Source organism: Metallosphaera sp. D4-4 (assembly GCF_046245145.1).
GTDB lineage: Archaea > Thermoproteota > Thermoprotei_A > Sulfolobales > Sulfolobaceae > Metallosphaera > Metallosphaera sedula.
The window spans coordinates 17,730-43,629 of record NZ_CP176412.1; the positions used below are offsets into that span (position 1 = coordinate 17,730).

Below are 25,900 nucleotides of genomic sequence, written 5' to 3' on the forward strand. Positions count from 1 at the left end.
TTTATCGTCGAGTAAAATAAATTTAGTCCATTCCTTGATCCTTTGATGTATAAACACTAGGTTTGGCCTTCGTCACATCCTCTTCCTTCTTAAATCTGGGCTTTAGTTTTTCTATTAGTGTTGGCAAAGTCGTGTATTCCATTTCTGTTGGCTCTAGTCTATGCGGCATAAAGGGTCCGTGTCTTCTCATATAGTCAGTTATAATGGATGCCATTCTTCTAGTCTCGTCGAAGGCGGGATCATCAAATAGATCGGAGGGTCCGGTTAACTTCCCATTTTTAACATTAAAGCCTAGCCCTATGAGCCTTGGAGGTCCATCAAATCTCGTTGCCTTTGCATCCCTCTGTGATACTGGCATGATGGGGCCATAATGGCTTCCCCTCATCCATCCGGGGACTAGGTATGGGAATGAAAATGCCTCTAGTGCCTCTCCAAGAGCCGGAAAACCGTGCTGTAATCTTACTATAAGGACAGGATCATCCTTACCCACGTACTTCCCCGCTATCAGATTCAATCTCTCTATGGAGGTCACTGATCCGATCATATTATCAGCCTTCCTGTAAACTCTCCTTATCACATACCTTGCTGGGGTCCCTATTAATCCCAATAGCGAGTACATCTCTTCAGGACTGTTCAAAACCACGCTTTGACCCTCATACACGTCCAATACCTCGAACTTGAATCCTTCATTCATTGTGGGATCTATAACTAGGCCTGCTGTGTTGAATGGATCCGCAAACATCTTATAAAGAGGCAAGTTGAACGCTCCTGGTTCAGTTTTATCGGCCATGAAAATGGCAATTGGTTCTGAAGGTCTTTCCTCTATATCTAGTTCTGCAATCCCAGGACCCATTCCCTTTAGGTTACCAGAAAACGAGTCCGAAAGTAGATCCTGACCCGCTGCATATAGACCCAATTCCTTGGATACCTTAGTAGCTTCCTTGAATGCATCCCACGCAGTTTCATGGACTTTGGTATCCAATTCTCCCCTAGTGTGACTCATTATTAGTTCTAGATCATCACCTACATTGGTAATGTAGTAGTCAAGGATTATACCCTGTCTTTTAGCCTCTGCTAAAACTCTGTTGGCAGCTGCCATTGTATCTGGATGTACCACGTGATGTCCAGCTAAACTTCCAATATCTGCCTTGATTACACTAACAGTAGATCTCATGACACTGTTTACATGTTCAACAAATAAAAAGTCTTATTGAGGAAAAGTTAAGGCGAAAGGATATCTGACCCTTTAACCCCTTTCTAATTCATCTAAACAGTTAGTCCGCGATAGTTTCTGTAGAATAATACTCATTCCTTTCTCTTTGGAGCCTGTCAAGGTAACTCCCTATCTTATTTGCTCTAGGTCTTCCGCTCTCAGCATCTCTTCTGAAGGTGAGCCCAATTTCCTTAAGGAACGTATTCATTCCCTTGCTCAAGGATAGGGGTTCGCTGGCATGACCACTTTTACCTGGAGTTCCAGTGAAAACAATGAGTCTGTCGGCGATATAATCGTGAATAGCGAGATCATGATCTACAACAAACGAAACGCTCTTTCTTTCCCTTGTAATCCTCTTTATAGCCTTAGCTACCACGTACCTTTCTTCCACGTCAAGATACGAGGAGGGCTCGTCTAGCAAGTATATATGTGCTTCCTTGGCTAGAGCCCCCGCTACGTAGAGCTTCTGCAATTCTCCTCCGCTAAGATCCTTAACGTTGGAGTCCAAGAGCTTATGAAGTCGAAGTCTTCGCGTAACCTCAGTATAAAACCAAGAGGAAGTAGATAATATATCCTTACTGACCGACTCTAGATATTCCCTCACAGTTCCTTCGTAGTCAGGAACTATACGTTGTGGCTTATAGGATAAGGTAAGTCCTGTAGGCACGATAGAGCCCGAATCTGGTTCTATCTCCCCTACCAGGATTCTGATAAACGTCGTTTTACCTATTCCGTTGGGACCCACGATTCCTATGACTTCACCTTCTCTAGCGAAACCTTGCTCTGTGTTAAGTGAGAAATCTCCTAGGGTTTTAGTTATATTGCTCCAGCGCACTTTCTCTGCGGAGTTTTTAGCTAGGTCCAAATCTGTAACATCCTTCAGATAAAATTGTATCTTATGATCCATAACTCTCATGTTTTCAGCCGGGAGGTATCCGTTAAGGAAGTTGTTGATTCCAACCCTGGTAGAATATGTTTTTGATACTTTTCCATACACTCCACTTTCACCATAAATAATTGAGACAAAATCTGCAATATAATCAAGGACTATTAAATCATGATCTACGGTAACTACGTATTTTCCCTTCGTGAGTTCCCTTATTCCCTTAGCTACGTTAATCCTTTCCCTGACATCTAGATAGGAAGATGGCTCGTCTATGGCATAAACGTTCGCCTCTCTGGCCAAGGCGGCCGCAATCAGCGTTTTCTGTAGCTCTCCTCCACTAAGCGTTGAAATTTCCTTATTCCAAATAGAATTCATGAAGAGTAGCTCCCTTATCTCGTCTAGTTTACCTCGCTCATCTACCTTCCTCAGAAGTTGAGAAACCTCTCCCTTTAGCAAGCGGGAGGCATATTCCACATACTGAATTTTATGGACTACTCTTAATTTTTTGTTATATAAATCATAAAAATAGGAAAACAATTCTTTTCCCTTAAATTTTTGAAGGACTGTATCTATACTAGGTTGTTTCTCAACTTCCCCAAAATTAGGTATTATCTCGCCGCTCAATATCTTCAATATGGTAGTTTTACCTGCTCCATTTTTGCCCAAAAGGCCTATAACATAGCCGCTCTTTAAAATGGGAAGGCCAAAGAGTTCAAATCCATTAGTTCCATATCTATGGATAATTTCTTTACTAAAATTATCTGGTACATTTACTATGGATATCGCCTCAAAGGGGCACTTCTTCACGCAGATGTTACATCCAATACATGTTTCCTCATAGACAACGGGTTTACCTAGCTTGTTTTGATCTATCTCTATGGCCTTGCTCCCAGCCCTATTTATGGGACAGAACCTAACACATTCTATCGAGCATTTATCGGGTTTACAGGAGTCATAATTAATGACTGCAACCCTCAAGTAGCACACCTCCCGCAAAAAACAAAAATTATCTCTCTTTTACTTTACCATTCATCCTCTTCCCAATCTTCCTCTTCCTCTATGTCTTCCCAATCCTCTTCCTCTATGTCTTCCCATTCCTCTTCCATCAACGCAAGCACCAATCAATCCTCATATGAATAGTACTTATAATTTTCGACAGGAGAGTTCCCATGTCATGTATCTACTAATTGCGACGATCAAGATTAATGTTTTGATTAAGGTCTTAATTCTAGATTAATAATACATTGAAATAATCATTTATAGTTAAAAAGGTTTAGGTACCATATCTCCATTGTTTAGAATATTCAACCTGTTCCTTTGTTAGTTGCTCCACTTGTATTCCCATCGAGTCTAGTTTTAATTTAGCTACTCTCTCATCGATATCCTGGGGAACATCATAGACTTTTGGCATTAGGGACCCTCTGTTCTGGTAGATGTAAAGTACAGATAGAGCCTGGTTCGAGAAACTAAGGTCCATAACCTCGCTGGGATGCCCTTCACCCGCAGCTAAATTCACTAATCTTCCATCTGCTAGAAGGTATATTCTCCTTCCATCGGGCAATACATTTTCCTCGGTATATGGCCTAATGATCCTCCTGCTCTTAGCCATCTTTCTTAGCCCATCGACATCTATTTCCACGTTGAAATGACCCGCATTGGCAAGGATCGCTCCGTCCTTCATATTAAGGATGTGCTCCTTAGATATTGCCCTAATATTACCTGTGGCCGTGATAAATAAGTCTCCTATCTTAGATGCCTCTTTCATGGTCATCACTTCGAATCCTTCCATCACGGCCTCTAATGCCCTTAATGGGTTAGCTTCTACCACTATTACTCTACCCCCAAGCCCCCTGAGTCTAGAAGCTATTCCCCTACCTACCCAACCGTAGCCTGCAACCACGCATATCTTTCCGGCTATTAGAATGTTAGTTGCCCTAAGAACTCCGTCAATTGCGCTCTGTCCAGTACCGAATCTATTGTCAAAGAGATATTTGGTGAACGCGTTATTTACGGCAATAACTGGATACTTCAGAACGCCATCCTCTTCCATGGCCTTTAGCCTAACCACGCCAGTAGTCGTCTCCTCGGTGCCACCTATCACGTTACTGTAAAGGTTATTCTCGTGTAAGTAAGCATGTAGATCTCCACCATCATCCATTACTATTTGCGGTTTACTCTCCACAATTGACCTTATGTTGTCATAGTAGTCCTGCTCGTTTTCTCCTTTCCATGCAAACACGTTGATGTCATATTTTTTCACCAGCGCAGCAGCTATGTCATCTTGAGTGGACAGGGGATTGCTAGCTGCTAGGGATACCTCTGCACCAGCAAGTTTAAGGGTCTTCATTAGAACTCCAGTTTCCTTGGTAACATGTAATACTGCTGCAATTCTTACTCCTTTTAGCGGTTTCGTTCTCTCTAATTCCCTTTGTATGCTCATGAGAGCTGGCATATGCAGTTCTGCCCACTCTAGTTGGGCTTGACCCTGATCCGCAAGGGATATATCCTTAATACGATAATTCATGAGATCAACGATACAGTATGGTATAAATTTGTATGCCATTTCTTCTTCGAAAGAGCTGACTAATAATTACCAGAACTACCTTTCCAAGCTAATTTTGACTCTTCCTTGATGAGGAAAAATGGATTTTTACTTCAATTACTACTTATCTATAGGACGCAAAGTAAAGGCTTAGAAAGCAATGCATGTCCGCGATTTACCCGGTCGTAAGCCTTAAAAGTCAAAATGCCCTATTAGGGTGAAGTGGGCCCGTAGCTCAGCTAGGTAGAGCGCGCGGCTCATAACCGCGTGGTCGAGGGTTCAAATCCCTCCGGGCCCACGAAATAGCAAAATCTGAATTTTATCATCATAGTCTTTCCAAAGGCGTTACGTCAAAGATCATAACCTAACCTCCATATTTTTAACTCTCTCAAATGATATTTAATATAACGATATTATTCCGAGATATTGATGCGGGAACTAATTTTAAAATTTCACTGCCTTATGAGCATTGGTTATCATGTTCAAAGAGAAGGACTTTATTTACATAGATTACACGGGAAAAGTTAAAAATACAGGAGAGCTCGTAGATACTACAATAGAGGAAGAGGCAAAAAAAGCTAACATATACAGCGAAGGCAAGAAATATGAACCTCAGCTGGTCATCTTAGGAGAACATAGGTTAATTAAAGGTCTTGAGGATAGCTTATACAATTTTGAGCTAAATGAAGAGAAAGAAATAGAAATACCACCCGAGAATGCCTACGGCCAGAGAGACCCTTCCAAGGTTAAGGTTATGCCTCTAGGGGAGGTTAGAAAGCAAGGAATAACTCCTTACCCAGGCATGCCTGTAAGATTTTCTGATGGTTCAGTCGGGACAATAAAGAGCGTGAGTGGAGGTAGAGTTTACATAGATCTCAATCATCCCCTTGCTGGAAAGACCCTAGTGTACAAGGTAAAAGTAGTGAAACAGGTGACCGATGTTAAGGAAAAGATACAGGCATTGATCAATAGATGGTTTTCGGGTGTAGAGCTACCCTCGGCTGAACTGTCTGAAGATCAGAAGACATTGAAGATCACCATACCCGAAAAGATATTTCTACTAGAGGACCTGCAAACCAGAAAACTACTTCTGGCCAGAGACATCATCAAGTACGTTCTAGACGATGTTGTGGTGGTATATCAGGAGTCCTATACTAAGGCTTTTCTCACTCAATAACTCCGGTGTCTCTTGCTACTTTTTCAGCAGATGCCCAAGTTAATCCCCTATCACCTAGTATCGTATATCTTTCAGGCCTTATTGTGTGAGCTATGGTAAGAGCCTTTATGATTACGTCGTTGGGAATTCCCAGCTGCTTAGCAGTTGTCGGCGCTCCAATCCTGTCTAGGGCATTCCTTATTTCTCTCCAATTTATTCCATGAATATATGCCATTATAATGGAACCCATTCCGACAAGCTCGCCGTGTAAGGCAGCATTTGGTTGAAGTAGATCTACAGCATGCGCAAACAGATGTTCAGATCCGCTAGCCGGCCTAGTGCTTCCGGCCATACCCATTGCGACTCCGCTACTTATGAGGGCCTCAGTTAGCAGGCTAACGCTATACTTCAAATCCCTATGTATTATTCTGGTACAACTTAGTGCGTGCTTGGCCGAGAGCAGAGCCAATGACGCAGTGTAATCTCCGTAATATTCTCCCGTCAACTTTGATGCGAGCTTCCAATCCCTAACAGCAACCAGCTTTCCAATAGTATCTCCAATTCCAGAGTTTATGAGCCTCCTAGGTGCAGAACTGAGAACATTTATGTCAGCAATGATTGCATAGGGCATTTTTGCCTTAACTGAGACAGGCTTTCCAAGCCCCTTTATTGATGCAAAGGGAGAGGTTATCCCATCATGGGAAGGGGCTGTGGGAATACTGATGAAATTTACGTTTAGTTTATACGCCACATACTTCGCTACATCTATGGTCTTCCCACCTCCAATGCCCAGGACAAACTTAGGGTTGAGTTGCTTAGCCTTTTCCTCTACTCTGTTGACCTCGTCGATAGAGGAATCCAATACCTCAATAAATTCTATTTTACCTATTTCGTTCAGCCCTTTTGCAACCTCATCAATTACAATTTTCCTTACATTGGGTCCAGTAACGACTAGGACTGGTTCTAACACGTTAAGCTGAAAGAGATAGTCCCTGAGTTTCGACAGGATTCCGTTGCCTACGTAGACCTTCTTTGGGAGCTCAATGATATGCTCATGAATCTCCATACTATGAAAGAAGATTTAAATATAATAAAGAGTTACCTATGCCTGTTAGATTTCTTTGTTTTTGGTGAGATAAGTGTCCAATTTTAGGTTAGGTATAATATCGTCCATATACAATGGAATTCCAAAGGAGGCTCAAATCACAAGAATTGAGTTCGAGGGTCCAGAAATCGCAGTGTATGTTAAGAATCCGTCAGTTCTTAGCGATAAAATGGACCTAATAAAGAAGATAGTAAAGGAAATAAAGAAAAGGATTGTAATCAAAGCTGATAACAGTGTCAGAAAGGATAAAAAGGAGACAATAGAAATAATAAAGAATTTTGTTCCAGCAGAAGCTCAAATTTCTGATATAAAGTTTGATGATGAACTAGGAGAGGTTCTCATAAAGGCAAAGAAGCCTGGACTGGTAATAGGTAAAAGAGGTCTAATCCAACAGAAGATTTTCATGGATACTTACTGGAGGCCTGTAATCATAAGAGAACCACCCATCAAGTCCAGAACCGTAGAGGGAGTTCTCACCCACATATATAACGAAACTGAGTATAGGGCGAAGATGCTCAAGACCTTTGGAGAGAGGATACACAGGGAGATACTATTTAAGGACAGATACGTGAGGGTAACTGCCCTGGGAGCCTTCCAAGAGGTTGGGAGATCAGCAGTTCTGGTGGAGACCCCTGAAAGCAGGGTGTTGATGGACGTGGGAGTGAATCCGAGCGTGAACTTTGGAGAAAGGATGTTTCCAAAGCTGGATATTGACCAGTTGAGATTGGAGGACCTGGACGCTGTGGTATTGACCCATGCCCACCTGGATCACAGCGGAATGATCCCATTTCTTTTCAAGTACGGATATGACGGTCCGGTGTACACAACTCAGCCCACTAGAGACATAATGGCCTTAATGCAGTTGGATCTACTTGACGTGGCAGATAAGGAAGGAAGACCTCTGCCATATTCCGCTAAGGAAGTTAGAAAGGAGTTACTCCATACCATTACCCTAGATTACGAGGAAGTTACGGATATAGCTCCGGATATAAGGCTCACCTTCTATAATGCAGGGCATATCATCGGTTCAGCAATGGCTCATCTTCACATAGGAGATGGTGTACACAACCTTGTCTACACTGGAGATTTCAAATATGCTAGAACGAGATTGTTGGACAGAGCCGTTTCCGAGTTCCCTAGGGTGGATACCCTAATAATGGAGACCACCTATGGTGCACAGTTGCAGACCAATAGGGATGAATCGGAAAAGCAGTTGATTGATGTAATAAACAAGACCCTAAATAGGGGTGGCAAGGTTCTCATACCTGTGTTAGCTGTGGGGAGAGGACAGGAAATCATGCTGGTGATAAATGACGCAATGAAGAGAAAACTCATACCAGAAGTTCCAGTTTATGTTACAGGGCTCTTCGACGAGGTTACAGCAATACACACCGCATATCCTGAGTGGCTAGGCAAAGAAGTGAGAGATTCAATCTTGTTCAGGGATGAGAACCCGTTCACTTCTGAGTTCTTCAAGAGAATAGAAGGATACAGGGAGGATATCGCAGAGGGTGAGCCCAGTATAATTCTTGCAACTTCCGGTATGTTGAACGGTGGACCGGCAGTTGAGTTCTTTAAACAGTTAGCTCCCGATCCAAAGAACAGTTTAATTTTCGTTAGTTATCAAGCTGAGGGAACCCTGGGTAGAAAGGTTAGAGATGGGGCGAGGGAGATACAGATTATAGGAAGGGACGGAAGAGTGGATAACATAAAGGTCAATCTAGAGACTACACCCATAGACGGATTTTCAGGACATTCAGACAGGAGACAACTACTGAAATTCCTAGAGGATTTAACGCCCAAACCCAGGAATATTATATTAAATCATGGAGAGGCTTCAGCTATTAGAGAATTCAAGAAACACATAGAAAACTTTAGAGAAAGGGAGAGACTTGGCTTGAGATCAGCGAATATCTATTCCCCAGCAATTCTTGATAGCATCAGGCTGGACAAGACTTCCTAGATCCTAGAAGGAAAGCCTTGAAAGATTTGAAGGCCAGAGCCTAAATTTTTTAAGCATGCAAGGAGTTAGAACTTGAGGGCCCGTCGTCTAGCCTGGTTAGGATGCCGCTCTGACACAGCGGAGGTCCTGGGTTCAAATCCCAGCGGGCCCATACCTCCTTGTTCAAATGATGCCACGAAGAATTTAGCTTTCTATAAAGCTTAGCAGAGATTGAAATCGTATATATCATGCGGGGGGCGGGATTTGAACCCGCGCAGGACTACTCCAGTAGGGGTCTCACCTAATGGTCCTGAGCCTACCCCCTTTGACCTAGCTCGGGCACCCCCGCACATTTATCTAACCTCATGTCTGATTTAAAAAATCACGGTTAATGCGCCGGGGGCGGGATTTGAACCCGCGTGTCTCGGAGAGACAGTAGGTCGCACGCTTTAACGCTGGAAAGGTCTCGAGCCTACCCCCTTGGTCCGCTCGGGCACCCCGGCATAATTAGATAAGAGTTTTTACTTAAAAAATCAAGCAGGGACAGTAACTGGGTTAGACTCCGTCGATATCCTTTTCTCTGAAGATAACTTTTCCCTTATGTTCTTGGGAATGCTAAACAGCATCGAGTGGGTTTCCCCATCGTAGTACCTTAGTTTTCCCCTTATTCTCTGCGCTATCAGTGAGTTTATACTCTCAGGAGACAGTTGGCTTGGCGTAACCTTATTGGATGCATAAACGAATCCCCAGAGTCCATCGAATGATGGAACGTAGGTTATCGATGCTGAAACCTTCCTGAATATAGATCTAAGTGTGTTATATATTACAGAGAACGTGTCCAGACTAAAGGATGGCGAAGTGGCTTGGGTTACGATACCTCCGTCATCACCAACCAGTCTGGAAAGTTTTTCATAAAACTCTTTCGTGTATAATTTATACGATGAGTTACCCATTATAGGATCCGTAAGATCTAGAACAATAGCATCAAACTTTTCCTGTGTTTTTTCCACATATCTCAGAGCATCATCAATAACCAGCGTAGTCCTAGGATCATCAAAGGATCCGGTATGCCACTCAGTAAGGTGTTTCCTCGCGAAGTCTATGACTGTCTGGTCTATATCCACCATGACTGCCCTATTCACAGACTCATGCTTGAGCACCTCACGTAATGTGGCCCCTTCGCCTCCACCTAGTATTAGCACACTCTTAGGTTTGTCTAGGGAGAGAAGAAGGGGATGGACTAGAGTTTCGTGATATATATACTCGTCAGATACGGTGGATTGAACTTTCCCATCTATAATAAGCGACTTCCCAAACCTAGTTAACTTAGCAACCATTACCCTTTGAAACTGGGTAGTAACATCTTCCAATACTTGGTCTATGTGATGACCATGAAATTCATAGGAGGATTGCCACTCTATATGCCAGCTCCAACCGAATTCCATTACTTTAACCTTACCCCATTTACCTTTTTGGTTTTCCAACTATATCTTGTAATTCTTTTTGATTTTCCAAAACCACATGCAGCGCACTTATGCTTAGTAGGGTTATATGAATTTCTACCACATCGTCTGCATCTAATATGGCTACCTCCTTTATTCATTTTTCCAAAGGACGGAGTTCCCTTCATTCATCTCACCTATTGTTGAATCGGAGAGATGAGAATTACATTATCCCCTCTTATTACTATGGTTCCCATCTTCTTCCCTTCGCCATCGCTTTGGATTTCTTCAGAATCCGACAAAACCAAGTTCATGTGTTGATCATAACTCTTAAGAAGCCCTCTCACTTCCTTATTTCCCTTTAATTTAACTAGCACTAGACTACCAACAGACTCTGCGAGTAGTTTGTGCGCAGTTTCTGCCATGAAGTGAAACACCTATTATGACTAGGGCTCAGTCTCGTTTATAAATTGAGTGGCTCTTTACAACGTGAAATTCACGCATCGACACAGAAACATGACCTAAAGAGTCCCACCGCGGGGACTTGAACCCCGGACCACCCGGTAACTGCCCTTTATCTACAGCCGGGCGCTCTGAACCGGGCTGAGCTACGGTGGGACATGAATCACTTCTCCTTTGCCCATAAAAGTTTTCCGCTATGTCGTTATCTAGGAGTTGAAATACCGGACAAAGCCGTATCGTTTTTCCTTAGAGGCCCCGAGAGGTATAACTTAAAGCGGGGAATTAGAACTTCATAATGAGATCATGAGAATAGCCTATGCGAACGCGATGGACTTTAAGACCGTCATAGAGGCACTCTCTAAGCTAATTGACGAGGTTACCTTTACGTTCACCTCCTCTGGGCTAGACGTAGTTGCTGTGGATAGGGCTCACATTTCACTAATCAAATTACATTTTCCCAAGGAAGCCTTTGAGGAATTCGATGTTGAGGATCAATTCAGATTTGGTTTCAATACCCAGTACATGCTAAAGGTCATGGCTAGTGCTAAGAGAAAGGAAAAGATAGAGATGGAGTCTAGGGAAGAGTCAGAGATAGTTATCAGAATGCTAGGAGAACCTCCTAGGGAATTCACTATCAGAAATATAGAAGTACCCATTCAGGAGTTACCCGAGTTAAAGCTAGATTTTGATGTAAAGGCTAAGATAACATCTGGAGGCTTCAAGAAGGCCGTTTCGGAAATAGCGACAGTAAGCGATTCGGTAGAAATAGATGCTACGGAGATGGAAATCAAGCTAAGATCTAAGGAGTCCACCGAGATAGAGGTGGAGTTTTCGAAGGAGATGGGGGGATTGCAGGAAATAGAGGTGAAGAAACCCTCAGTCTCAAGCTATCCATCAGATTACCTTGAGGATGTCCTAGTTCTAACTAGACTCTCAGGTTTCCTTAACCTCCTTTTCTCGGAACAGAAACCACTACAGTTAGAATTTAATATGGATAATGGCGGTAGTGTAGTGTACCTGCTAGCTCCCAATGTGGGGTGATAAAGTTCACAATAAGTATAGTTGGAAGTTATCCTAGGGCAATATCACTTGGAAAAGTTTTTTCTAGATATAGATCAGGCAAGATAAGTAAGGAGGTTTTAGATAAGGAGATCATTAAGAGGACAACAAGTTTCATGTCTTTAGTTAAGGATGTGGGCGCTAGTTATACTACTGACGGGCTCTTGAGATGGGACGACTTGATGGATATAACATTTTCTTACATCTCCGGTCCAACAAAGGGCGAGTTAATGCGTTTTTATGATAATAATTTCTATTATAGAAAACCGGTGATTAAAGGCGATATTAAAGCTCAACCGGATGAGTATCTGAAGTCTCTCCAGGAGGATATGGAGATAGCAAAGAAGGTAGGATATACAGGTAAGCTGAAGGCTGTACTCGTGGGTCCCCTAACGTATACTCTCCTCAGCGATAACAGACATTATGACGATGAAGAACTGGTCTTTGCCTACGCAAAGGAAGTCAACTCAGTAATGAAGGTCATTCCAAGTGAACTTGCCATAGAAATTCACGAGCCATCTTTCTTTGAGAAGGGAATCAAGACCTCAATGATATCTAGGCTTGTGGACGCATATTCAGAGATGGTAAAGGGCGTGAGTCAAGAAAAACATCTTATTACATATTTTGCCATAAACCCCTCGAAACTAGATATGTTCTTTAAGCTTCCAGTAGACGTTCACGGATTGGATGTAATAGAGAACATAAACCTACTGGCTCAGGTCTACGCTAGGATCGCCAAGAAAAGGGTATTCTTTGGAGTACTTAACACGAGGAATACGAAACTAGAGAGATTGTCAACCATCAGGAGGATAGTTAACAAGGGTTATCAGAAAGGAGCTTCACAGATAATTGTGGGAAATGCAGCACCAATGGATTTTATACCTGAGATAATTGCCGTAAGAAAGTTAAAACTTCTCAAGAAGTTGGGTGATAAGTCATGAATCTTCCACCTCTTCCAACAACAGTTATAGGTAGCTATCCTAGGCCCAAATGGTTAAGGGAAGCCATAACCTTGGCAAAGAACGGAAGGCTATCGCGAGAGGATCTACAGGAAGCGTTTAACGACGCAGCTATTACCGTCATGAGAGATCACCAAGTTGCTGGGATTGATGTTCCCACAGATGGAGAAGTAAAAAGGGATGAGATGGTAGAATTCTTCGCAGAAAGACTGAACGGTTTTAGATTTTATGGACCTGTGAGGGTATGGGGAACAGCCTATTATAGGAAACCCTCAGTAGTGTCGAAGATAGAGTATAATACACCAATGCTTGTAGATGAAGTTGAATTTACTAAGAGTATAACTTACACTCCTTACTTCAAGGTGACAATTACTGGTCCATACACCATGGCCTACTGGTCCTACAATGAATATTATAAGGACAGGAGGGAGATGGCCTTCGATCTTGCCAAGGCGATAAACGCTGAAATAAGGAACCTAGTTGAGGCTGGCGCACCCGTGATTCAGGTAGATGAACCCGCTATACACTCTAGCGCTGAGGAGGTTGAATGGGCAGTTGAGGCTGTAAATGAATCAGTGAAGGGAATTAATGCGAAACTCATGTTGCATATATGCTACGGTGATTACAAAATAGTCGCACCATATCTAAATGACTTCAAGGTAGATCAAATAAATTTCGCATTAAAGATATATAACTATAAGCCTCTCAAATTGTTTAAGGAACACGGGTATGAAAAAGAAATAGGTGCGGGCGTTATAGACGTTCATAGCAGAAACGTAGAATCCCCAGAGGAAGTCTATAAGGATATCAAGAGACTTATGGAGTACTTCCCGCTAGAAAAGATATGGATAAATCCAGATTGTGGGTTAAAGTTACTTCCAAGAAATATAGCCTTCTCTAAGATGGTGTCAATGGTGAAAGGAGTTCAGATGGTTAGGGAAGAACTTAAAAAGAGCGGTATAGTAGGAAAATAAGCAAGTGGTGATTACGTTTGAACAAGAGAAGAGCCAACGGCAGTTCTCACTCAACTAGGCCTGTAAGGACTGGATCGCCAAAGTGGGTTAGATTCTCAAGGGAAGAAGTGGAGATGCTCATAGAGGAGTTAGCGAAAAAAGGATATACTCCATCCATGATAGGGATAGTATTAAGGGATCAATACGGAATACCCCTAGCAAAACCCATTATTGGTAAGAAGGTTAATCAGTTCCTAAAGGATAAGGGACTGGCTTCCCAGATACCTGAAGACCTCTTTAACCTAATCAGAAGGGCTGTTAATGTGAGGAGACATCTTAACGAGTACCCTGGGGATAAGACAGCTAAGAAAGGCCTTGAAGAGATAGAATCCAAGATAAGGAGGCTATCTAGATACTACAAGAGGGTAGAGAAGTTACCTCAGGACTGGACGTACGATCCAGCGAAGGCAGAGCTATTGGTAAGCGCGTCTTCTTAACTTGGCTAATCACATCCTATTTTCTTTAATTCCCCGTTTAACACCTTTTTGAAAGCTATCCTAGTGATTCTATCTGCCTCCTTGTTTTCTTCTCTGGGTATCCACTCAATCTCAACTGACGAGAATTTTGCAAGAAGCTCCTTAGCCTTCTCGTAGAGGGGGATAATTCTCTTTGATTTCACAGAGTATTCCCCTTTGAGTTGCCTTATCACTAATTGACTATCCCCTTCTACCCTAGCCTCTGTGACACCTAGCGTCAGCATCTTTTTTAACAAGCATATCAAACCGGTGTACTCAGCAACGTTATTAGTGGAGTTCACGCTCCAAGGTTCAGAGGCTAGTCCCATTCCCTCTATTACGTTCCCGTTAATGTAGATGACATAGCCGAATGTGGCTATTCCACCTGGATTTTTTGGTTCGCATAAACCGTCAAATCTGCCAAGGGCTTTCAAGAGCCTGTTCTACCCTTTCCTTTAGTACTTCAGCAACCCTTTTATCAATGCCTATGGGCCTAGCAATTATTACTTTCACGCTTTTCTCATTCACCGTCACGTTTCCGTTTTCGTCGATGCCAATTAGTCTGGGAATGTCCCTATAGAAATGGGCTCCAGCTGCGAATAAAAGTGGAACCGCTACTATTTCCGTAGCTCCCATTTTAACTAAGGCTTCAACGGCCTCTCTGAGAGTAGGTTGATTAAATTCTATAAATCCAAACTCTACTAATTCAAAATAGTTCTTGAGAAGGTCCTTGTAATTTATTGCCACCTCTTTCCACTCATTTACTCTACTTCCATGAAGCACAAGCAGAATTCCTATTTTCATATCTATAACCATAACCCTGAGTTTATATACTCGTGTCATTATACCTTTGTGAAAAGGGGAAAGACGAATTGGCTGACTTCAAGATTGTTATATCTGATCCTGCATCAAAGAAGGTCGTTCCAGCTAAGGTGAAGGTCAAGCTAGTTGATAATGTACAATCGGAAGAAGGGGAAAAAGAAGGACGCACTTTACCAGTATGTCTTGTCAATCCGAAGACCAAAGAGAAGTTAGGGGCAGATCAATTCATTACAGTTGAAATACAAAAACAGGAAGGGGACAAGAAGGTTAAGGTAAAAGTTCATTTCATTGCTAGGGAATCAGCTGAAGTTCCAGAAGGCGAGATTCATGCTAGTAAAGGACTTACGGAGAAATTTGGGGCAGAAGAGTTTGAAGCAGTAGCATACAGGACTAAGTCTTTCCAGTTAAATGTGGATCAAGGACAGGTGAATCTGGTCGGATCCAAAATAGGCGACAATTTCACGCTGTCAGTAGGAGGAATAGCCCTTAATCTCGCAATAACGGGGGGATCAGATAATACTGGTTTCCCTATGAGACCCGATGTTCAGGGGGCAGCTAAACGAAGGATACTTTTGGCTGGTCCACCAGGATTCATACCAACAGAAGATGGGGAGAGAAGAAGGAAGATAGTGAGAGGAAACGTTATCAGTGCAGAAAATGTTCAGATTAACTGTGTAATTGTAAGGTGATTTTTTGCCCTGGCCAGTTGTACAGCCAGAAGTCAACATAGGCGTTGTTGGACACGTGGATCATGGTAAAACTACTCTAGTTCAAGCTCTCACTGGAGTTTGGACATCTAAACATTCCGAAGAACTAAAGAGAGGTATGACCATTAGGCTAGGATATGCTGAGGCATCCTTTGGTCTATGCAAATCCTGTAGAAAGCCCGATGGGTACGTAAATGAGCCATCGTGTAATTCCTGCGGAAGCGACGAGGAACCTGAATTCTTGAGAAGAGTTTCGTTTGTTGATGCTCCAGGGCATGAGGTATTAATGGCGACTATGCTCTCAGGAACTGCCATACTTGATGGTGCTATCCTAGTTGTAGCAGCCAATGAGCCATTTCCTCAGCCTCAAACTAGGGAGCATTTTGTGGCCTTGGGAATAGCTGGAATAAATAAGCTGATAATTGTGCAAAATAAGGTAGATGTAGTATCTAAGGATGCAGCCCTAGCCCAATTTAACCAGATAAAAGAGTTCATAAAAGATACGTGGGCCAGTGAGGCAGAGATAATACCAGTTAGTGCACTCCATAAAATAAATATTGACGCTCTGATAGAGGCACTGGAAAGAAGGATTCCCACACCTAAAAGAGATATGAGTCTGGACCCCATCATGTTAGTCATAAGGAGCTTTGACGTGAATAAGCCTGGTACTCCCTCCACTGAGTTGAAGGGAGGCGTAGTGGGAGGGAGTATAATACAGGGAATGTTTAAGGTAGACCAGGAGATTAAGGTCCTTCCAGGAATTAGGTTAGAAGAGAAGGGAAAAATCACGTATAAGCCCCTCTATACCCGCGTTTCATCTTTGCGTTTCGGGGACTTGGAGTTTCGAGAGGCAAGACCTGGAGGACTGGTGGCCATGGGTACCTATCTGGACCCTTCGATAACTAAGGCTGATAGTCTCATAGGTAGCATCGTGACCGGGGCTAACGTGGACATTCCAGTTCTCTGGAAAATTACCACTACCTATAACCTTCTGGAGAGAGTGGTTGGAAGTAAGGAAATGACCAAGGTGGATCCTATCAGACCGAAGGAGACGCTTCTCATCACTTTAGGCTCTGCTACTAGTCTAGGTGTTGTCACTAGAGCAAAATCAGACGAGATAGAGATGGAGCTCAAGAGACCTCTTGCAATATGGGATAAGAAGGCTAGGCTAGTAATTAGCAGGCAAATTGGTGGAAGATGGAGATTGGTAGGATGGGGACAGGTGGTTCTGTAGGAATTTTGGTCGACACTAATATTCTCATGTATGTATATGATAAAGTGGATCCGTTTAACAGGATAATAGAGTATTTTGAATATAAACCCATATTCTATATTCATAAACTTGTCTTACAGGAGCTAGATATACTAAGTAGGAAATATAAAAATTCCACGAAGATGGAATCAAGGATATCATTAGCAAGGCAGTATCTAGAGGTCTATAGGAGTTGGTGGAAATTAGTGGATATTCACTCTAATCTCCCAACGGACGAGGCTCTCATTGCTACAGCGAGAGATCTAGGACTTATCCTTTTCACCAACGATGAGGAGCTAAGAAGGAAGGCTTTAGAACATAACGTTGAAATAATTTTCATGGGAAGACAGGGTAAAATTATAAAATCCTTTCGCACTATTTAGCCCCGATTCTTTATGTTTAAAGTTGTAAAGGCCAGAGGAGTTGTTAGAATACCACCCGAACTCTTTGGCGAACCCTTAAACAAAACAGCCATTGAGATACTTAATAATGAATATAAGGAAAGGTTATTTAAAGATTTAGGTCTAGTTCTGTCTGTTATTAGGGCTGACGTAAATGAGGAGGGGATGATTATATTCGGTGACGGGGCAACTTATCATGAGGTGGAATTTGAGCTCCTGACTTTCTCGCCCATGATTCAGGAAGTTATAGAGGGCGACATTACTCAAGTAGATAATTACGGGATATATGTAAACATGGGTCCCATGGACGGTCTCGTGCATGTATCTCAAATCGGGGATGATAATTACAAATTTGATTCTGTTAGGGGAATTTTAATTGGAGAGAAATCAAAAAAGACTTTTCAAAAGGGGGATATGGTTAGGGCTAGAATAATGACCATTTCCTCCACTGCTAGCAATAGGCTACCAAGGATTGGATTGACCATGAGACAGATGGGTCTAGGAAAGGTGGAGAGGAGGAACTGAGATGTCGGCCAAGACCCTCAAGGCTTGTAGGTCGTGCAAGGCATTGGTTAGCAAAGAGGTCCAGCAATGTCCCATATGCAACGGCACAACGTTTAGTGATGAGTGGGAGGGCATGGTTATACTCCTGAGCGAGAAATCGGAGCTTGCAGAGACAATAGGTGAGTCTAAACCTTGGAGGTACGCTATAAACGTAAAGTAGATCTGTGTTTCAGACCTCCTAGAACTGTTAGGGCAGAACTATCTAGACCTTATGGTATTCTTTTCTCAAATAACGCGAAGTTACTATCCTATCTAGGTCAATTCGAAAGGATAATTACAGTGGGAGATGTTGTAACAAGCCTAGTGACTAGATCAGGGATAAGACCTTTCCTTTCAGTTGTAGATGGAAAGACGAGGAGAAACGTATCAATTTCCGGAGAGAGATCAAGCGAGGTAATTACCAATGAAGCAGGGATTCTTAGATTTAGCGCCATGTCCAAGATAAAGGAGATAATGTATGGGAGAGAGCCTAGATCCCTCTTCGTTAACGGTGAGGATGACATGATGGTAATACCCATCATATTATATGGAAAAAATGGAGACCTAGTTGTTTATGGGCAACCAAATGCTGGGGCGGTTTGTCTAGAAAATTGGGAAGGCTCAAGATGGAGGGTAATGGACATCTTTTCCAAGTTCACGGCAGAGCTCTGCTAATCAGACCTGCGCGAGTTCTTCACCTATCCGACCTTTCGAGCTTCATCAATCATGCTCCGTATTTAGTAGCCCTGTTAGAGTAGTTCAAAAGCAAATCTATTATATTTAATCCAGTGATCTTGAGTGAACCTTTTCTAGCCTGCCTTTCGTTGAAGTCCCCCACGTTATCCGGGATGATGTTTGTTGGAACATAGAGCATCAGTGGTACAGGGTCACCTGAATGTTCCCTCAGTTCCACTGGCGTAGCATGATCTCCTGTGAAAAGAACTACAAGTTCAGAACCATATCTATCCAAAACTCTTCCTATGGATCTATCAATCATTTCTATTGCCTTAACTTTCTCAGATACCTTACCATCATGAGAGGCAGCATCGGTGGCTTTGATATGAAGAAACACTAGGTCATGATCCTCTAGTAATTTGGCTGCAGCTTCGGCTTTCGCCATGTAGTCCGTGTCTATTCCACCAGTGGCACCTGGTGGTGTCACCACTTCCATCCCTAGAGACTTGCACACTCCCTTGATTAGTGCAGTTGCTGACACGGCAGCTCCGCTTAGACCAGTATAATCCTTGAGTTTCGGTAGTTCGGTGTGAATCGATGCACCTCTCAACAGAACTATGTTAGCTGGGGGTAACCCTTCTTTAACCCTTTTATCGTTTAGTTGTGAACTGGAAAGAACTTCGTAGATTCTCCTCGTGAGTGTGTTCACTATATTTGCAGTCCTTTTTGAACTAGGGGCATCATCAGTAGGTTCGCTAGTTAGTATCCGCTTACCTACCTCGTGAGGATCGGTGTCCGACACCCTGTCGCTTAGGTTGTCCCCCGACAACACCACTGAGACCCTATGCTCAGTCCCATGATAGAATCTAACCTTGACCCCGTCAATTTCCTGGATCTTATCATTTAGTTCCTTAACCAGATCCTCTGCTTCTTCAATTTTTCTTCCAGCTCTCCTGTCTATAACTACTAAGTTTGAATCTACGGTGGCAAAGTTCCCTCTGAAGGCGATATCTCCTTCGGTTAGAATAGCTCCTGCGCCGAGAGCCTCAAAACTACCTCTTCCCTTATAGTATTTTTTTGGATCCAATCCAAAAATAGCCAAATGAGAGGTATCACTACCAGGCACTATGCCCGGGCCTATGGGGTCCATCAATCCGACCAAGGAAGATCGAAGAAGGGATGCAATCGTGGGTTTGTCGGCATTCTCTAGAGGTGTTCTCCCGTTTAGTGACGCTACTTGTCTATCACCTAGCCCATCACCTATGACAAGGAGAATCTTATACTTTTTCATCCTAGGGCACTCCTCTTCAGTTCCTTAGCCATTCTTTCATATCTCTCAATCTGGGCCTTAGTCAAGCTGGGCGTCACAACTTTCATGGCCTCCTCAAAATGAGCTGAGGTTACATTGGGAGCATTGGAATCAATGCAGGATTTAATTACTCTATTGTAGCACTCGGTAGCTCCATCTCCCTTAGCATTCTTGCATTCCTTCTCCGCGGAGGTGTTGCACTTAGAGTAAATCTCCCTTAAAGATATCATTGTAGCCTCTCTAACAAGCGCCTCTAGATCAGCCCCAGTGTAGCCCTCGGTTTTCTCAGCTAGGGCCTCGAGATTAACATCTGGACTAAGGGGCACGGATTTAGTGTGTACCTTCAGGATCTCTAATCTAGCCTGCTTGTCTGGTGGAGGAACGTAAATTAGCCTATCAAATCTTCCAGGTCTAAGCAATGCAGGATCTATTATATCGGGTCTATTGGTTGCCGCAATCACCACTACCTTACTCAGGGGCACTATTCCATCCATTTCAGAGAGCAATTGATTAACCATTCTCTCGGTAACACCGCTATCGTGTCCCATTCCTCTCATGGGTGCTATTGAATCAATCTCGTCAAAGAACACCACAGTGGGTGCAGTCTGTCTGGCCCTCTTGAAGATCTCCCTAATGGCCTTCTCGCTCTCCCCAACCCACTTGGATAAAACCTCTGGTCCTCTCACTGCGATGAAGTTTGCACCACTCTCCGTTGCAACAGCCTTGGCAAGCATGGTTTTTCCAGTTCCAGGGGGGCCAAACAGGAGTACACCCTTGGGTGGCCTTATCCCAGCTTTATTGAAAACCTCTGGAAATCTCATGGGCCACTCTATTGCTTCTCGTAATTGCTGTTTTACGTTCTCTAACCCACCAATCTCTGACCATCTAACCCTTGGTACTTCCACATATACTTCCCTAAGTAAGGTGGGCTGAACAAATTTCATGGCATTCATGAAGTCGTCCATGGTGACTTTGAGTTCCTTAAGAACTTCAGGGGACAGCCTTTCTTGTTCCAGTAGTTTCTTTCTGTCTCCCGTGTTGATGAATCTCCTCAGGGCATGCATGGCAGCCTCCTTGGCTAACGCTGCTATATCCGCTCCCGTGTAACCGTTGGTCATCTCTGCAATTACGTCCAAGTTTACGTCATCAGCTAAGGGCATATTCCTGGTGTGAACCTGAAGTATTTCCTTTCTAGCCTTAGTGTCTGGGGGCCTAATCTCTATTTCCCTATCAAATCTGCCAGGTCTTCTAAGAGCTTGATCCACAGCGTCTGGCCTATTTGTAGCCCCTATGACCACAATTCTCCCGCGTCCCTTTATTCCGTCCATGAGCGTCAGTAATTGTGAGACCACCCTTTTCTCAACTTCTCCAGTAACCTCTTCTCTCTTTGGGGCAATTGCGTCTATTTCGTCGATGAAGATTATTGAAGGTGCATTTTTGTCGGCGTCATCAAAGATCTCCCTAAGTCTCTGCTCACTTTCACCATAGAATTTACTCATTATTTCCGGTCCGTTAATAGTGACAAAGTAAGCGCCTATCTCGTTGGCCAAGGCTCTAGCAAGTAAGGTTTTCCCAACTCCAGGAGGTCCATAAAGTAGCACACCCTTAGGTGGTTCTATGCCTAGGTGTTGAAATAACTCTGGGTGTTTCATAGGAAGCTCTATCATCTCCCTTAACTTCTCCTTAACCTCGTCTAGGTCTCCAATGTCCTCCCATGTTACTCTCGGATACACCTGGGCTTCCCTAACTGGTTCCTCCTTTATCGTAATCTCTGTGCTATTGGTGACGAAGACGTAGTTGCTGGGTTGTGTGTTGGATACGACTAGATCTATTGTACCGGTGTAGATGGGAATTGAGATTGTCTCTCCCTTGATAAGGGGCTTATACATTAAGTATTCCTTTACATAATCTACAAATGTCTGATCAAACCGAATAGGCTGTGTTGGAGCAAGAGTAACTTTTGTGGCTGGATCCACCTTAGCCTTCTTTACTGTCACTTCGTCTCCAATGGAAACTCCTATGGTCTTTCTAACGTAACCGTCTACTCTTATTTCACCGTCGCTTATATCATAAGCCGGCATCGCCTGCAACAGGGCGGTGCCACTAGGCCCTGTAAGCTCAATGTAGTCCCCTGTTTCAATTCCTAGTCTTCTCATAGTATGCTCCGTCATTCGCGCTATCTTACGACCCACGTCCTTCTGTCTCGCCTCCAATATTCTCAATCTCAGATTCGACGACATATCTGAATCTAGTATAACCATTTAAATAAGTCTTTTTGACATGGTAGATAATGAATGCTGATGAACGACTTCCAGACGTAGTGTATATGGGCTCTTGCCCCAATTGTGGTTCTGACATAACGTCAGTTCGCCTAGGGAAAGGGAGTGTATGTGAAAGGTGTTTGGGAGAGGAAATTGATATAGGGAGTTTGCAACAACTGGTTGAAATACTACAAAATGCAGGCACCATAAAATCACTATTGAGAGAGAAGAACATCCTTGAAGAGGAGAGAAAGGTAATAGATCTATTCAAACGTGTGATTGGCTCAGAACCGTTGGGCCCTCAGCGATCTTGGATTATTAGGGCACTCCGAGGTGAGAGCTTTCCCATAATTGCTCCTCCGGGACTTGGGAAAACCACATTTGGCATAGTCATGTCATTGTATTACGCCTCAAGGTCAGAGAAGTCTTTGATGATTTTTCCAACAAGGACTTTGGTTTCCCAAGTGGTCCAAAAGATTCAGGAAATGGGAAAGTCTCTGGACTTCACTCCTAGATTAGTATATTACGTAAGTGGACTAACCCAATCTAAAAAGGACGAATTGAGTAAATCGTTGGCCGAGGAGGATTTTGATATTTTTATCTCTACCTCACGTTACGTAATTCAGCATCTGGATGAGATAAACAAGATCAATTATAAGTATCTGTTTGTTGACGATGTTGATGCAGTTCTAAAGTCGGGCAAGAGTTCGCTTACTATCCTGAAATTGATGGGCTTCAGCGACGAAAATGTAACAAAGGTAAGGGAGTTATTGAAGACATCTAGAGATAATACTTCATCATTTGATGAGATAAGAAAAATTCGAGAAAGATTCGCCAAGGACAGGGTAGCTATATTTTCGTCTGCAACAATTACAAGAAGTAACCCGGTTTTCACTTCCCTAATGGGATTCAAGCCCGGCGGTGCAACAATCTATCTCCGGAACGTCATAGATTCATATATCATAGGAACGGACATAGTGTCTCAAACAGTCGAATTGGTAAAAAGATTAGGGCCTGGGGGCCTGGTCTTTGTCCCAGTGGACAAAGGCTTAAACTTCGCCAGAGAAATATCTCAGAAGATTGATTTCCTCAAGGCTTCTGTAGTTTCTTCCAATACCACCAAGAAATTAGAAGAATTCGAACAGGGCTCAATTGATGTATTAATTGGGGTAGCTACCCATTATGGACTCCTAGTCAGAGGAATAGATATCCCTTGGAGAGTTAGATATGCGGTCTTCGCTGGAATACCTAAGTTCAGATTCAAACTGGGAGAAACAATGCATCCGCTAGCTATGTTGAGAATACTTACCCTACTTTCTGTTGTTCTTAAGGACCCTGAGATAACTAGGATCCTCAGATTCGTGAAATATAGACTAAGGAGGACCTCAACTGCGGCTTTAGCCATGTTAGCTAAGGCAGTTAAGGACGGAGCTTTAGAGGATAGAACCATGATAAGGGCATATGAGATAGTAAATACTTATCTGAAGGACAAAAGGATTGTTGAGGCCATATCCAAGTTTGGTGATATTTCATTTTCCGGAGATTATATTTCTATTCCAGATTATCTTACCTATATACAAGCCAGCGGGAGAACATCAAGACTTTATGGGGGACACCTAACTACAGGCTTATCTGTTCTTCTTGTGGATGATATGATCCTCTTTGATCTCTTGAAAAAGAAGCTATCCTTTATTCTGGATGACATGAAGTGGAATCCCTTGGACCTAGATAGTCAAAAAATTGGAGATAGAGATCTTCAGGAAATAGTGAAGCAGATAGATAAGGAGAGGGCAGAGATCATAAGAAGAAGGAAGATAGAGCCAATTTCCATGCCAATGGAGAAAATTAAGACCGTGTTATTAATTGTTGAATCTCCGAATAAGGCCAAAACTATTTCCAATTTCTTTTCCAGGCCAAGTATAAGGGATTTTGATGGATTACGTGTATATGAAACTGTAATTGGGGATAAGATATTGATGGTAACTTCAAGCGGTGGTCATGTATATGACCTTACCACGAAGGATCTTGGAGTCTACGGAGTTGAAGTAAAAAGTAACGGAGATGTTAATGTTATTCCCTTCTATAACACATTGAAGCGATGTGAAAATGGTCATCAATTCACCGAATACGCTGAGGGAGGTAAATGTCCAATCTGTATGTCAACTAACGTGAGAGATAAGAGATCGGCCATAAATGTTCTAAGAAGGCTAGTGCTTGAAGCCGACGAAGTTCTCATAGGAACAGATCCAGATGTGGAAGGAGAGAAGATTGCATGGGATCTATACCTTAACCTTAAGCCTTTCAACTCGAATATATTTAGGGCCGAGTTTCATGAGGTGACCAGAAGGGCCATAACTGAGGCGTTGAACTCGCCCAGAACTTTCTCTATCAACATGTTACGTTCCCAGTTGGTCAGGAGAATAGAAGACAGGTGGATAGGTTTCAAATTATCAAATAAACTCAAAGAGGAATTTTGGAAAGAGTATTGTACCAAGACGTTGGGTAATAAGGACTGTGATACTGAGAATAGGAACCTCAGCGCAGGCAGGGTTCAAACACCCGTTTTAGGTTGGGTCATTTCCAGGTATGAGGAGTATCTCAGAACAAAGAGGACAATGTATGTGGCAAAGGCTGGTAACCTTAACATTCTCATACCTAAGCAACCGGGTATAAGGAAAAATTCTAAAATAAAGATAATAATCCAATCAGCTGAGAGAAAACAGGATACTGTGGGTCCATTTCCGGCCTATACTACTGATACCTATTTATCTGACGCTTCTGGGTTCTTCTTCATTTCTGCCCAAGAGGCCATGCGTATAGCCCAAGATCTCTTCGAGAACGGTCTCATAACATATCATAGAACAGACAGCACTAGAATATCCAATGTAGGTATAAGTATTGCTGAGTCCTATCTCAAGGATCTCTTGGGTGAAAGGTATAGGGAGATATTTGTACCCAGGAGTTGGGGAGAGGGGGGAGCACATGAGGCGATAAGACCGACAAGACCTTTAAACGGGGAACAGTTGAGGGCCATGGTAGAGCAAGGTGAAATAGAGCCATCGAAACGCCTTACTTATAACCATTACAGATTATATGACATGATATTCAGGAGATTCCTATCAAGCCAACTTGTTCCACTAGTCGTAGAGAAGGAAATATTGCAGATATCCGCTAAAAAGGGTGATGAGACTTTGAAATTAGAGAGTGATACCCTTGAAATTGTGACCAATGTCAGACTTTCCAAGGATGTTCCAATTCCTTCCGAGATTCTCTACATTCCTTTCAGATCGATTGGGGAAACTCTCCTTACACAAATTAAGGATAAACTTCCAGAAGAAATTGACGCAGTTATAACGAGCTCCTTCCAGAAAAGCGATCATGCACTTTATACTCAGGGTGAATTAGTATCCTTGATGAAGCAAAGAAAAATTGGGAGACCCAGCACTTACGCATTTATTATCTCTACTCTCCTAAAAAGAGGTTACGTCTTTGAGACCATGAAGGTGAAGAGACTGATACCCTCTAAGTTAGGTCAGCACGTTTATGAATTCCTGAACTCTAGGTATTCTAATTTCGTCTCAGAGGACAGAACAAGATCGCTCCTTGAAAGAATGGATCTCATTGAGGAAGGGAAGGAGGATTATAGGCAAGTATTAAAGCAATTGTACAACGAAATACAGGACATAAGGTGAAATA

General features: G+C 42.8%; 24 protein-coding genes and 5 tRNA genes. 15 read left to right on the top strand and 14 right to left on the bottom strand.

Features of this window, described 5'->3' with window-relative positions; translation table 11 throughout:
* Positions 1–22 precede the first annotated feature (22 nt).
* From fbp to ahcY, 3 genes are all read right to left on the bottom strand, one after another.
* A complete protein-coding gene (fbp, locus tag ACI49J_RS00120) occupies positions 23–1,174 on the bottom strand; it encodes a fructose-1,6-bisphosphate aldolase/phosphatase (RefSeq protein WP_240253505.1) in 1,152 nt (383 codons plus the stop codon).
* Between the two features lie 100 nt (positions 1,175–1,274).
* Positions 1,275–3,077 carry a ribosome biogenesis/translation initiation ATPase RLI gene (locus ACI49J_RS00125; RefSeq protein WP_240253507.1) on the bottom strand — a complete coding sequence of 601 codons (1,803 nt, stop codon included), beginning with the start codon at positions 3,075–3,077 and terminating at the stop codon, positions 1,275–1,277.
* A gap of 295 nt (positions 3,078–3,372) precedes the next feature.
* On the bottom strand, positions 3,373–4,623 hold the full coding sequence (gene ahcY / locus ACI49J_RS00130; RefSeq protein ID WP_240253509.1) for an adenosylhomocysteinase: 1,251 nt from the start codon (positions 4,621–4,623) through the stop codon (positions 3,373–3,375).
* Positions 4,624–4,865: 242 nt separating this feature from the next.
* Between ahcY and ACI49J_RS00135 the strand changes: the two genes are divergently transcribed.
* Positions 4,866–4,939 (top strand) — tRNA-Ile (locus tag ACI49J_RS00135).
* Between the two features lie 180 nt (positions 4,940–5,119).
* A complete protein-coding gene (locus tag ACI49J_RS00140) occupies positions 5,120–5,818 on the top strand; it encodes an FKBP-type peptidyl-prolyl cis-trans isomerase (RefSeq protein WP_240253511.1) in 699 nt (232 codons plus the stop codon).
* On the opposite strand, the gene ACI49J_RS00145 is transcribed toward ACI49J_RS00140, so the two are convergent.
* Positions 5,808–6,863, bottom strand: coding sequence for an NAD(P)-dependent glycerol-1-phosphate dehydrogenase (locus ACI49J_RS00145; protein WP_012022180.1), 1,056 nt, complete (start codon positions 6,861–6,863; stop codon positions 5,808–5,810). The genes ACI49J_RS00140 and ACI49J_RS00145 overlap by 11 nt on opposite strands.
* Positions 6,864–6,936: 73 nt before the next feature.
* Here ACI49J_RS00145 and ACI49J_RS00150 point away from each other — a divergent pair, with 73 nt between their 5' ends.
* Together ACI49J_RS00150 and ACI49J_RS00155 are read left to right on the top strand one after the other, a co-directional pair.
* Entirely contained in the window at positions 6,937–8,865 is a 1,929-nt protein-coding gene (locus ACI49J_RS00150; protein WP_240253513.1) for a beta-CASP ribonuclease aCPSF1, read from the top strand.
* A gap of 76 nt (positions 8,866–8,941) precedes the next feature.
* Positions 8,942–9,016 (top strand) — tRNA-Val (locus tag ACI49J_RS00155).
* Between the two features lie 77 nt (positions 9,017–9,093).
* On the opposite strand, the gene ACI49J_RS00160 is transcribed toward ACI49J_RS00155, so the two are convergent.
* The 6 genes from ACI49J_RS00160 to ACI49J_RS00185 all read right to left on the bottom strand — a co-directional run bounded on the left by ACI49J_RS00160 (position 9,094) and on the right by ACI49J_RS00185 (position 10,904).
* Positions 9,094–9,193 (bottom strand) — tRNA-Leu (locus ACI49J_RS00160).
* A 45-nt stretch (positions 9,194–9,238) separates the two neighbouring features.
* Positions 9,239–9,347, bottom strand: a tRNA-Ser gene (locus ACI49J_RS00165).
* Between the two features lie 30 nt (positions 9,348–9,377).
* Positions 9,378–10,289, bottom strand: coding sequence for a polyamine aminopropyltransferase (gene speE / locus ACI49J_RS00170; protein WP_240253514.1), 912 nt, complete (start codon positions 10,287–10,289; stop codon positions 9,378–9,380).
* Complete coding sequence (locus ACI49J_RS00175; RefSeq protein ID WP_012022177.1) at positions 10,289–10,474, bottom strand: 50S ribosomal protein L37e; 186 nt, start codon at positions 10,472–10,474, stop codon at positions 10,289–10,291. The genes speE and ACI49J_RS00175 overlap by 1 nt, the downstream gene beginning before the upstream one ends.
* Before the next feature lie 9 nt (positions 10,475–10,483).
* Positions 10,484–10,711, bottom strand: coding sequence for an LSM domain-containing protein (locus tag ACI49J_RS00180; RefSeq protein ID WP_012022176.1), 228 nt, complete (start codon positions 10,709–10,711; stop codon positions 10,484–10,486).
* Positions 10,712–10,815: 104 nt separating this feature from the next.
* Positions 10,816–10,904 (bottom strand) — tRNA-Tyr (locus tag ACI49J_RS00185).
* Between the two features lie 147 nt (positions 10,905–11,051).
* Here ACI49J_RS00185 and pcn point away from each other — a divergent pair.
* The 4 genes from pcn to ACI49J_RS00205 are packed head-to-tail and all read left to right on the top strand — an operon-like array spanning position 11,052 to position 14,216.
* Complete coding sequence (gene pcn, locus ACI49J_RS00190; protein WP_012022175.1) at positions 11,052–11,789, top strand: proliferating cell nuclear antigen (pcna); 738 nt, start codon at positions 11,052–11,054, stop codon at positions 11,787–11,789.
* Complete coding sequence (locus tag ACI49J_RS00195; protein ID WP_240253519.1) at positions 11,786–12,748, top strand: hypothetical protein; 963 nt, start codon at positions 11,786–11,788, stop codon at positions 12,746–12,748. Before pcn ends, ACI49J_RS00195 begins: the two co-directional genes overlap by 4 nt.
* Positions 12,745–13,740: a methionine synthase gene (locus tag ACI49J_RS00200; protein WP_240253521.1), complete on the top strand. Its 996-nt coding sequence runs from the start codon at positions 12,745–12,747 to the stop codon at positions 13,738–13,740. The genes ACI49J_RS00195 and ACI49J_RS00200 overlap by 4 nt, the downstream gene beginning before the upstream one ends.
* Before the next feature lie 17 nt (positions 13,741–13,757).
* Positions 13,758–14,216 carry a 30S ribosomal protein S15 gene (locus tag ACI49J_RS00205; protein ID WP_012022172.1) on the top strand — a complete coding sequence of 153 codons (459 nt, stop codon included), beginning with the start codon at positions 13,758–13,760 and terminating at the stop codon, positions 14,214–14,216.
* Positions 14,217–14,221: 5 nt separating this feature from the next.
* Here ACI49J_RS00205 and rnhA read toward each other — a convergent pair whose 3' ends face one another.
* Positions 14,222–14,668: a ribonuclease HI gene (rnhA, locus tag ACI49J_RS00210; protein ID WP_012022171.1), complete on the bottom strand. Its 447-nt coding sequence runs from the start codon at positions 14,666–14,668 to the stop codon at positions 14,222–14,224.
* On the bottom strand, positions 14,646–15,038 hold the full coding sequence (locus ACI49J_RS00215) for a CbiX/SirB N-terminal domain-containing protein (RefSeq protein WP_048060379.1): 393 nt from the start codon (positions 15,036–15,038) through the stop codon (positions 14,646–14,648). Before ACI49J_RS00215 ends, rnhA begins: the two co-directional genes overlap by 23 nt.
* A 68-nt stretch (positions 15,039–15,106) precedes the next feature.
* On the opposite strand from ACI49J_RS00215, the gene ACI49J_RS00220 reads away from it, so the two are divergent.
* Genes ACI49J_RS00220 through ACI49J_RS00245 form a run of 6 tightly spaced genes read left to right on the top strand, consistent with a single transcriptional unit; the run spans position 15,107 to position 18,634 of the window.
* On the top strand, positions 15,107–15,745 hold the full coding sequence (locus ACI49J_RS00220) for a 30S ribosomal protein S6e (RefSeq protein WP_012022169.1): 639 nt from the start codon (positions 15,107–15,109) through the stop codon (positions 15,743–15,745).
* 4 nt (positions 15,746–15,749) lie between these two features.
* Complete coding sequence (locus ACI49J_RS00225; protein ID WP_240253523.1) at positions 15,750–16,997, top strand: translation initiation factor IF-2 subunit gamma; 1,248 nt, start codon at positions 15,750–15,752, stop codon at positions 16,995–16,997.
* Between the two features lie 5 nt (positions 16,998–17,002).
* A complete protein-coding gene (locus ACI49J_RS00230) occupies positions 17,003–17,398 on the top strand; it encodes a PIN domain-containing protein (protein WP_240253528.1) in 396 nt (131 codons plus the stop codon).
* 12 nt (positions 17,399–17,410) lie between these two features.
* A complete protein-coding gene (locus ACI49J_RS00235; RefSeq protein ID WP_012022166.1) occupies positions 17,411–17,941 on the top strand; it encodes a DNA-directed RNA polymerase in 531 nt (176 codons plus the stop codon).
* A 1-nt stretch (position 17,942) separates the two neighbouring features.
* On the top strand, positions 17,943–18,140 hold the full coding sequence (gene spt4, locus ACI49J_RS00240) for a transcription elongation factor subunit Spt4 (RefSeq protein WP_012022165.1): 198 nt from the start codon (positions 17,943–17,945) through the stop codon (positions 18,138–18,140).
* A complete protein-coding gene (locus ACI49J_RS00245) occupies positions 18,113–18,634 on the top strand; it encodes a GTP-dependent dephospho-CoA kinase family protein (RefSeq protein WP_012022164.1) in 522 nt (173 codons plus the stop codon). The genes spt4 and ACI49J_RS00245 overlap by 28 nt, the downstream gene beginning before the upstream one ends.
* 49 nt (positions 18,635–18,683) lie before the next feature.
* Here ACI49J_RS00245 and ACI49J_RS00250 read toward each other — a convergent pair whose 3' ends face one another.
* Positions 18,684–19,925, bottom strand: coding sequence for a 2,3-bisphosphoglycerate-independent phosphoglycerate mutase (locus ACI49J_RS00250; RefSeq protein WP_240253529.1), 1,242 nt, complete (start codon positions 19,923–19,925; stop codon positions 18,684–18,686).
* Complete coding sequence (locus tag ACI49J_RS00255) at positions 19,922–22,183, bottom strand: CDC48 family AAA ATPase (protein ID WP_048060201.1); 2,262 nt, start codon at positions 22,181–22,183, stop codon at positions 19,922–19,924. Before ACI49J_RS00255 ends, ACI49J_RS00250 begins: the two co-directional genes overlap by 4 nt.
* Before the next feature lie 50 nt (positions 22,184–22,233).
* Here ACI49J_RS00255 and rgy point away from each other — a divergent pair, with 50 nt between their 5' ends.
* The gene (gene rgy, locus ACI49J_RS00260; RefSeq protein ID WP_240253533.1) at positions 22,234–25,896 is read left to right on the top strand and encodes a reverse gyrase; all 3,663 of its coding nucleotides are present in this window, start codon (positions 22,234–22,236) and stop codon (positions 25,894–25,896) included.
* Positions 25,897–25,900: the final 4 nt, after the last annotated feature.

Excerpts from the sequence above, each read along its gene's own strand:
- fbp (WP_240253505.1), bottom strand. The coding sequence starts at position 1,174 with ATGAGATCTACTGTTAGTGTAATCAAGGCAGATATTGGAAGTTTAGCT.
- ahcY (WP_240253509.1), bottom strand. The coding sequence starts at position 4,623 with ATGAATTATCGTATTAAGGATATATCCCTTGCGGATCAGGGTCAAGCC.
- ACI49J_RS00140 (WP_240253511.1), top strand. The coding sequence starts at position 5,120 with ATGTTCAAAGAGAAGGACTTTATTTACATAGATTACACGGGAAAAGTT.
- ACI49J_RS00145 (WP_012022180.1), bottom strand. The coding sequence starts at position 6,863 with ATGGAGATTCATGAGCATATCATTGAGCTCCCAAAGAAGGTCTACGTA.
- speE (WP_240253514.1), bottom strand. The coding sequence starts at position 10,289 with ATGGAATTCGGTTGGAGCTGGCATATAGAGTGGCAATCCTCCTATGAA.
- ACI49J_RS00175 (WP_012022177.1), bottom strand. The coding sequence starts at position 10,474 with ATGAAGGGAACTCCGTCCTTTGGAAAAATGAATAAAGGAGGTAGCCAT.
- ACI49J_RS00180 (WP_012022176.1), bottom strand. The coding sequence starts at position 10,711 with ATGGCAGAAACTGCGCACAAACTACTCGCAGAGTCTGTTGGTAGTCTA.
- pcn (WP_012022175.1), top strand. The coding sequence starts at position 11,052 with ATGAGAATAGCCTATGCGAACGCGATGGACTTTAAGACCGTCATAGAG.
- ACI49J_RS00200 (WP_240253521.1), top strand. The coding sequence starts at position 12,745 with ATGAATCTTCCACCTCTTCCAACAACAGTTATAGGTAGCTATCCTAGG.
- ACI49J_RS00215 (WP_048060379.1), bottom strand. The coding sequence starts at position 15,038 with ATGAAAATAGGAATTCTGCTTGTGCTTCATGGAAGTAGAGTAAATGAG.
- ACI49J_RS00235 (WP_012022166.1), top strand. The coding sequence starts at position 17,411 with ATGTTTAAAGTTGTAAAGGCCAGAGGAGTTGTTAGAATACCACCCGAA.
- spt4 (WP_012022165.1), top strand. The coding sequence starts at position 17,943 with ATGTCGGCCAAGACCCTCAAGGCTTGTAGGTCGTGCAAGGCATTGGTT.
- ACI49J_RS00250 (WP_240253529.1), bottom strand. The coding sequence starts at position 19,925 with ATGAAAAAGTATAAGATTCTCCTTGTCATAGGTGATGGGCTAGGTGAT.
- ACI49J_RS00255 (WP_048060201.1), bottom strand. The coding sequence starts at position 22,183 with ATGTCGTCGAATCTGAGATTGAGAATATTGGAGGCGAGACAGAAGGAC.
- rgy (WP_240253533.1), top strand. The coding sequence starts at position 22,234 with ATGAATGCTGATGAACGACTTCCAGACGTAGTGTATATGGGCTCTTGC.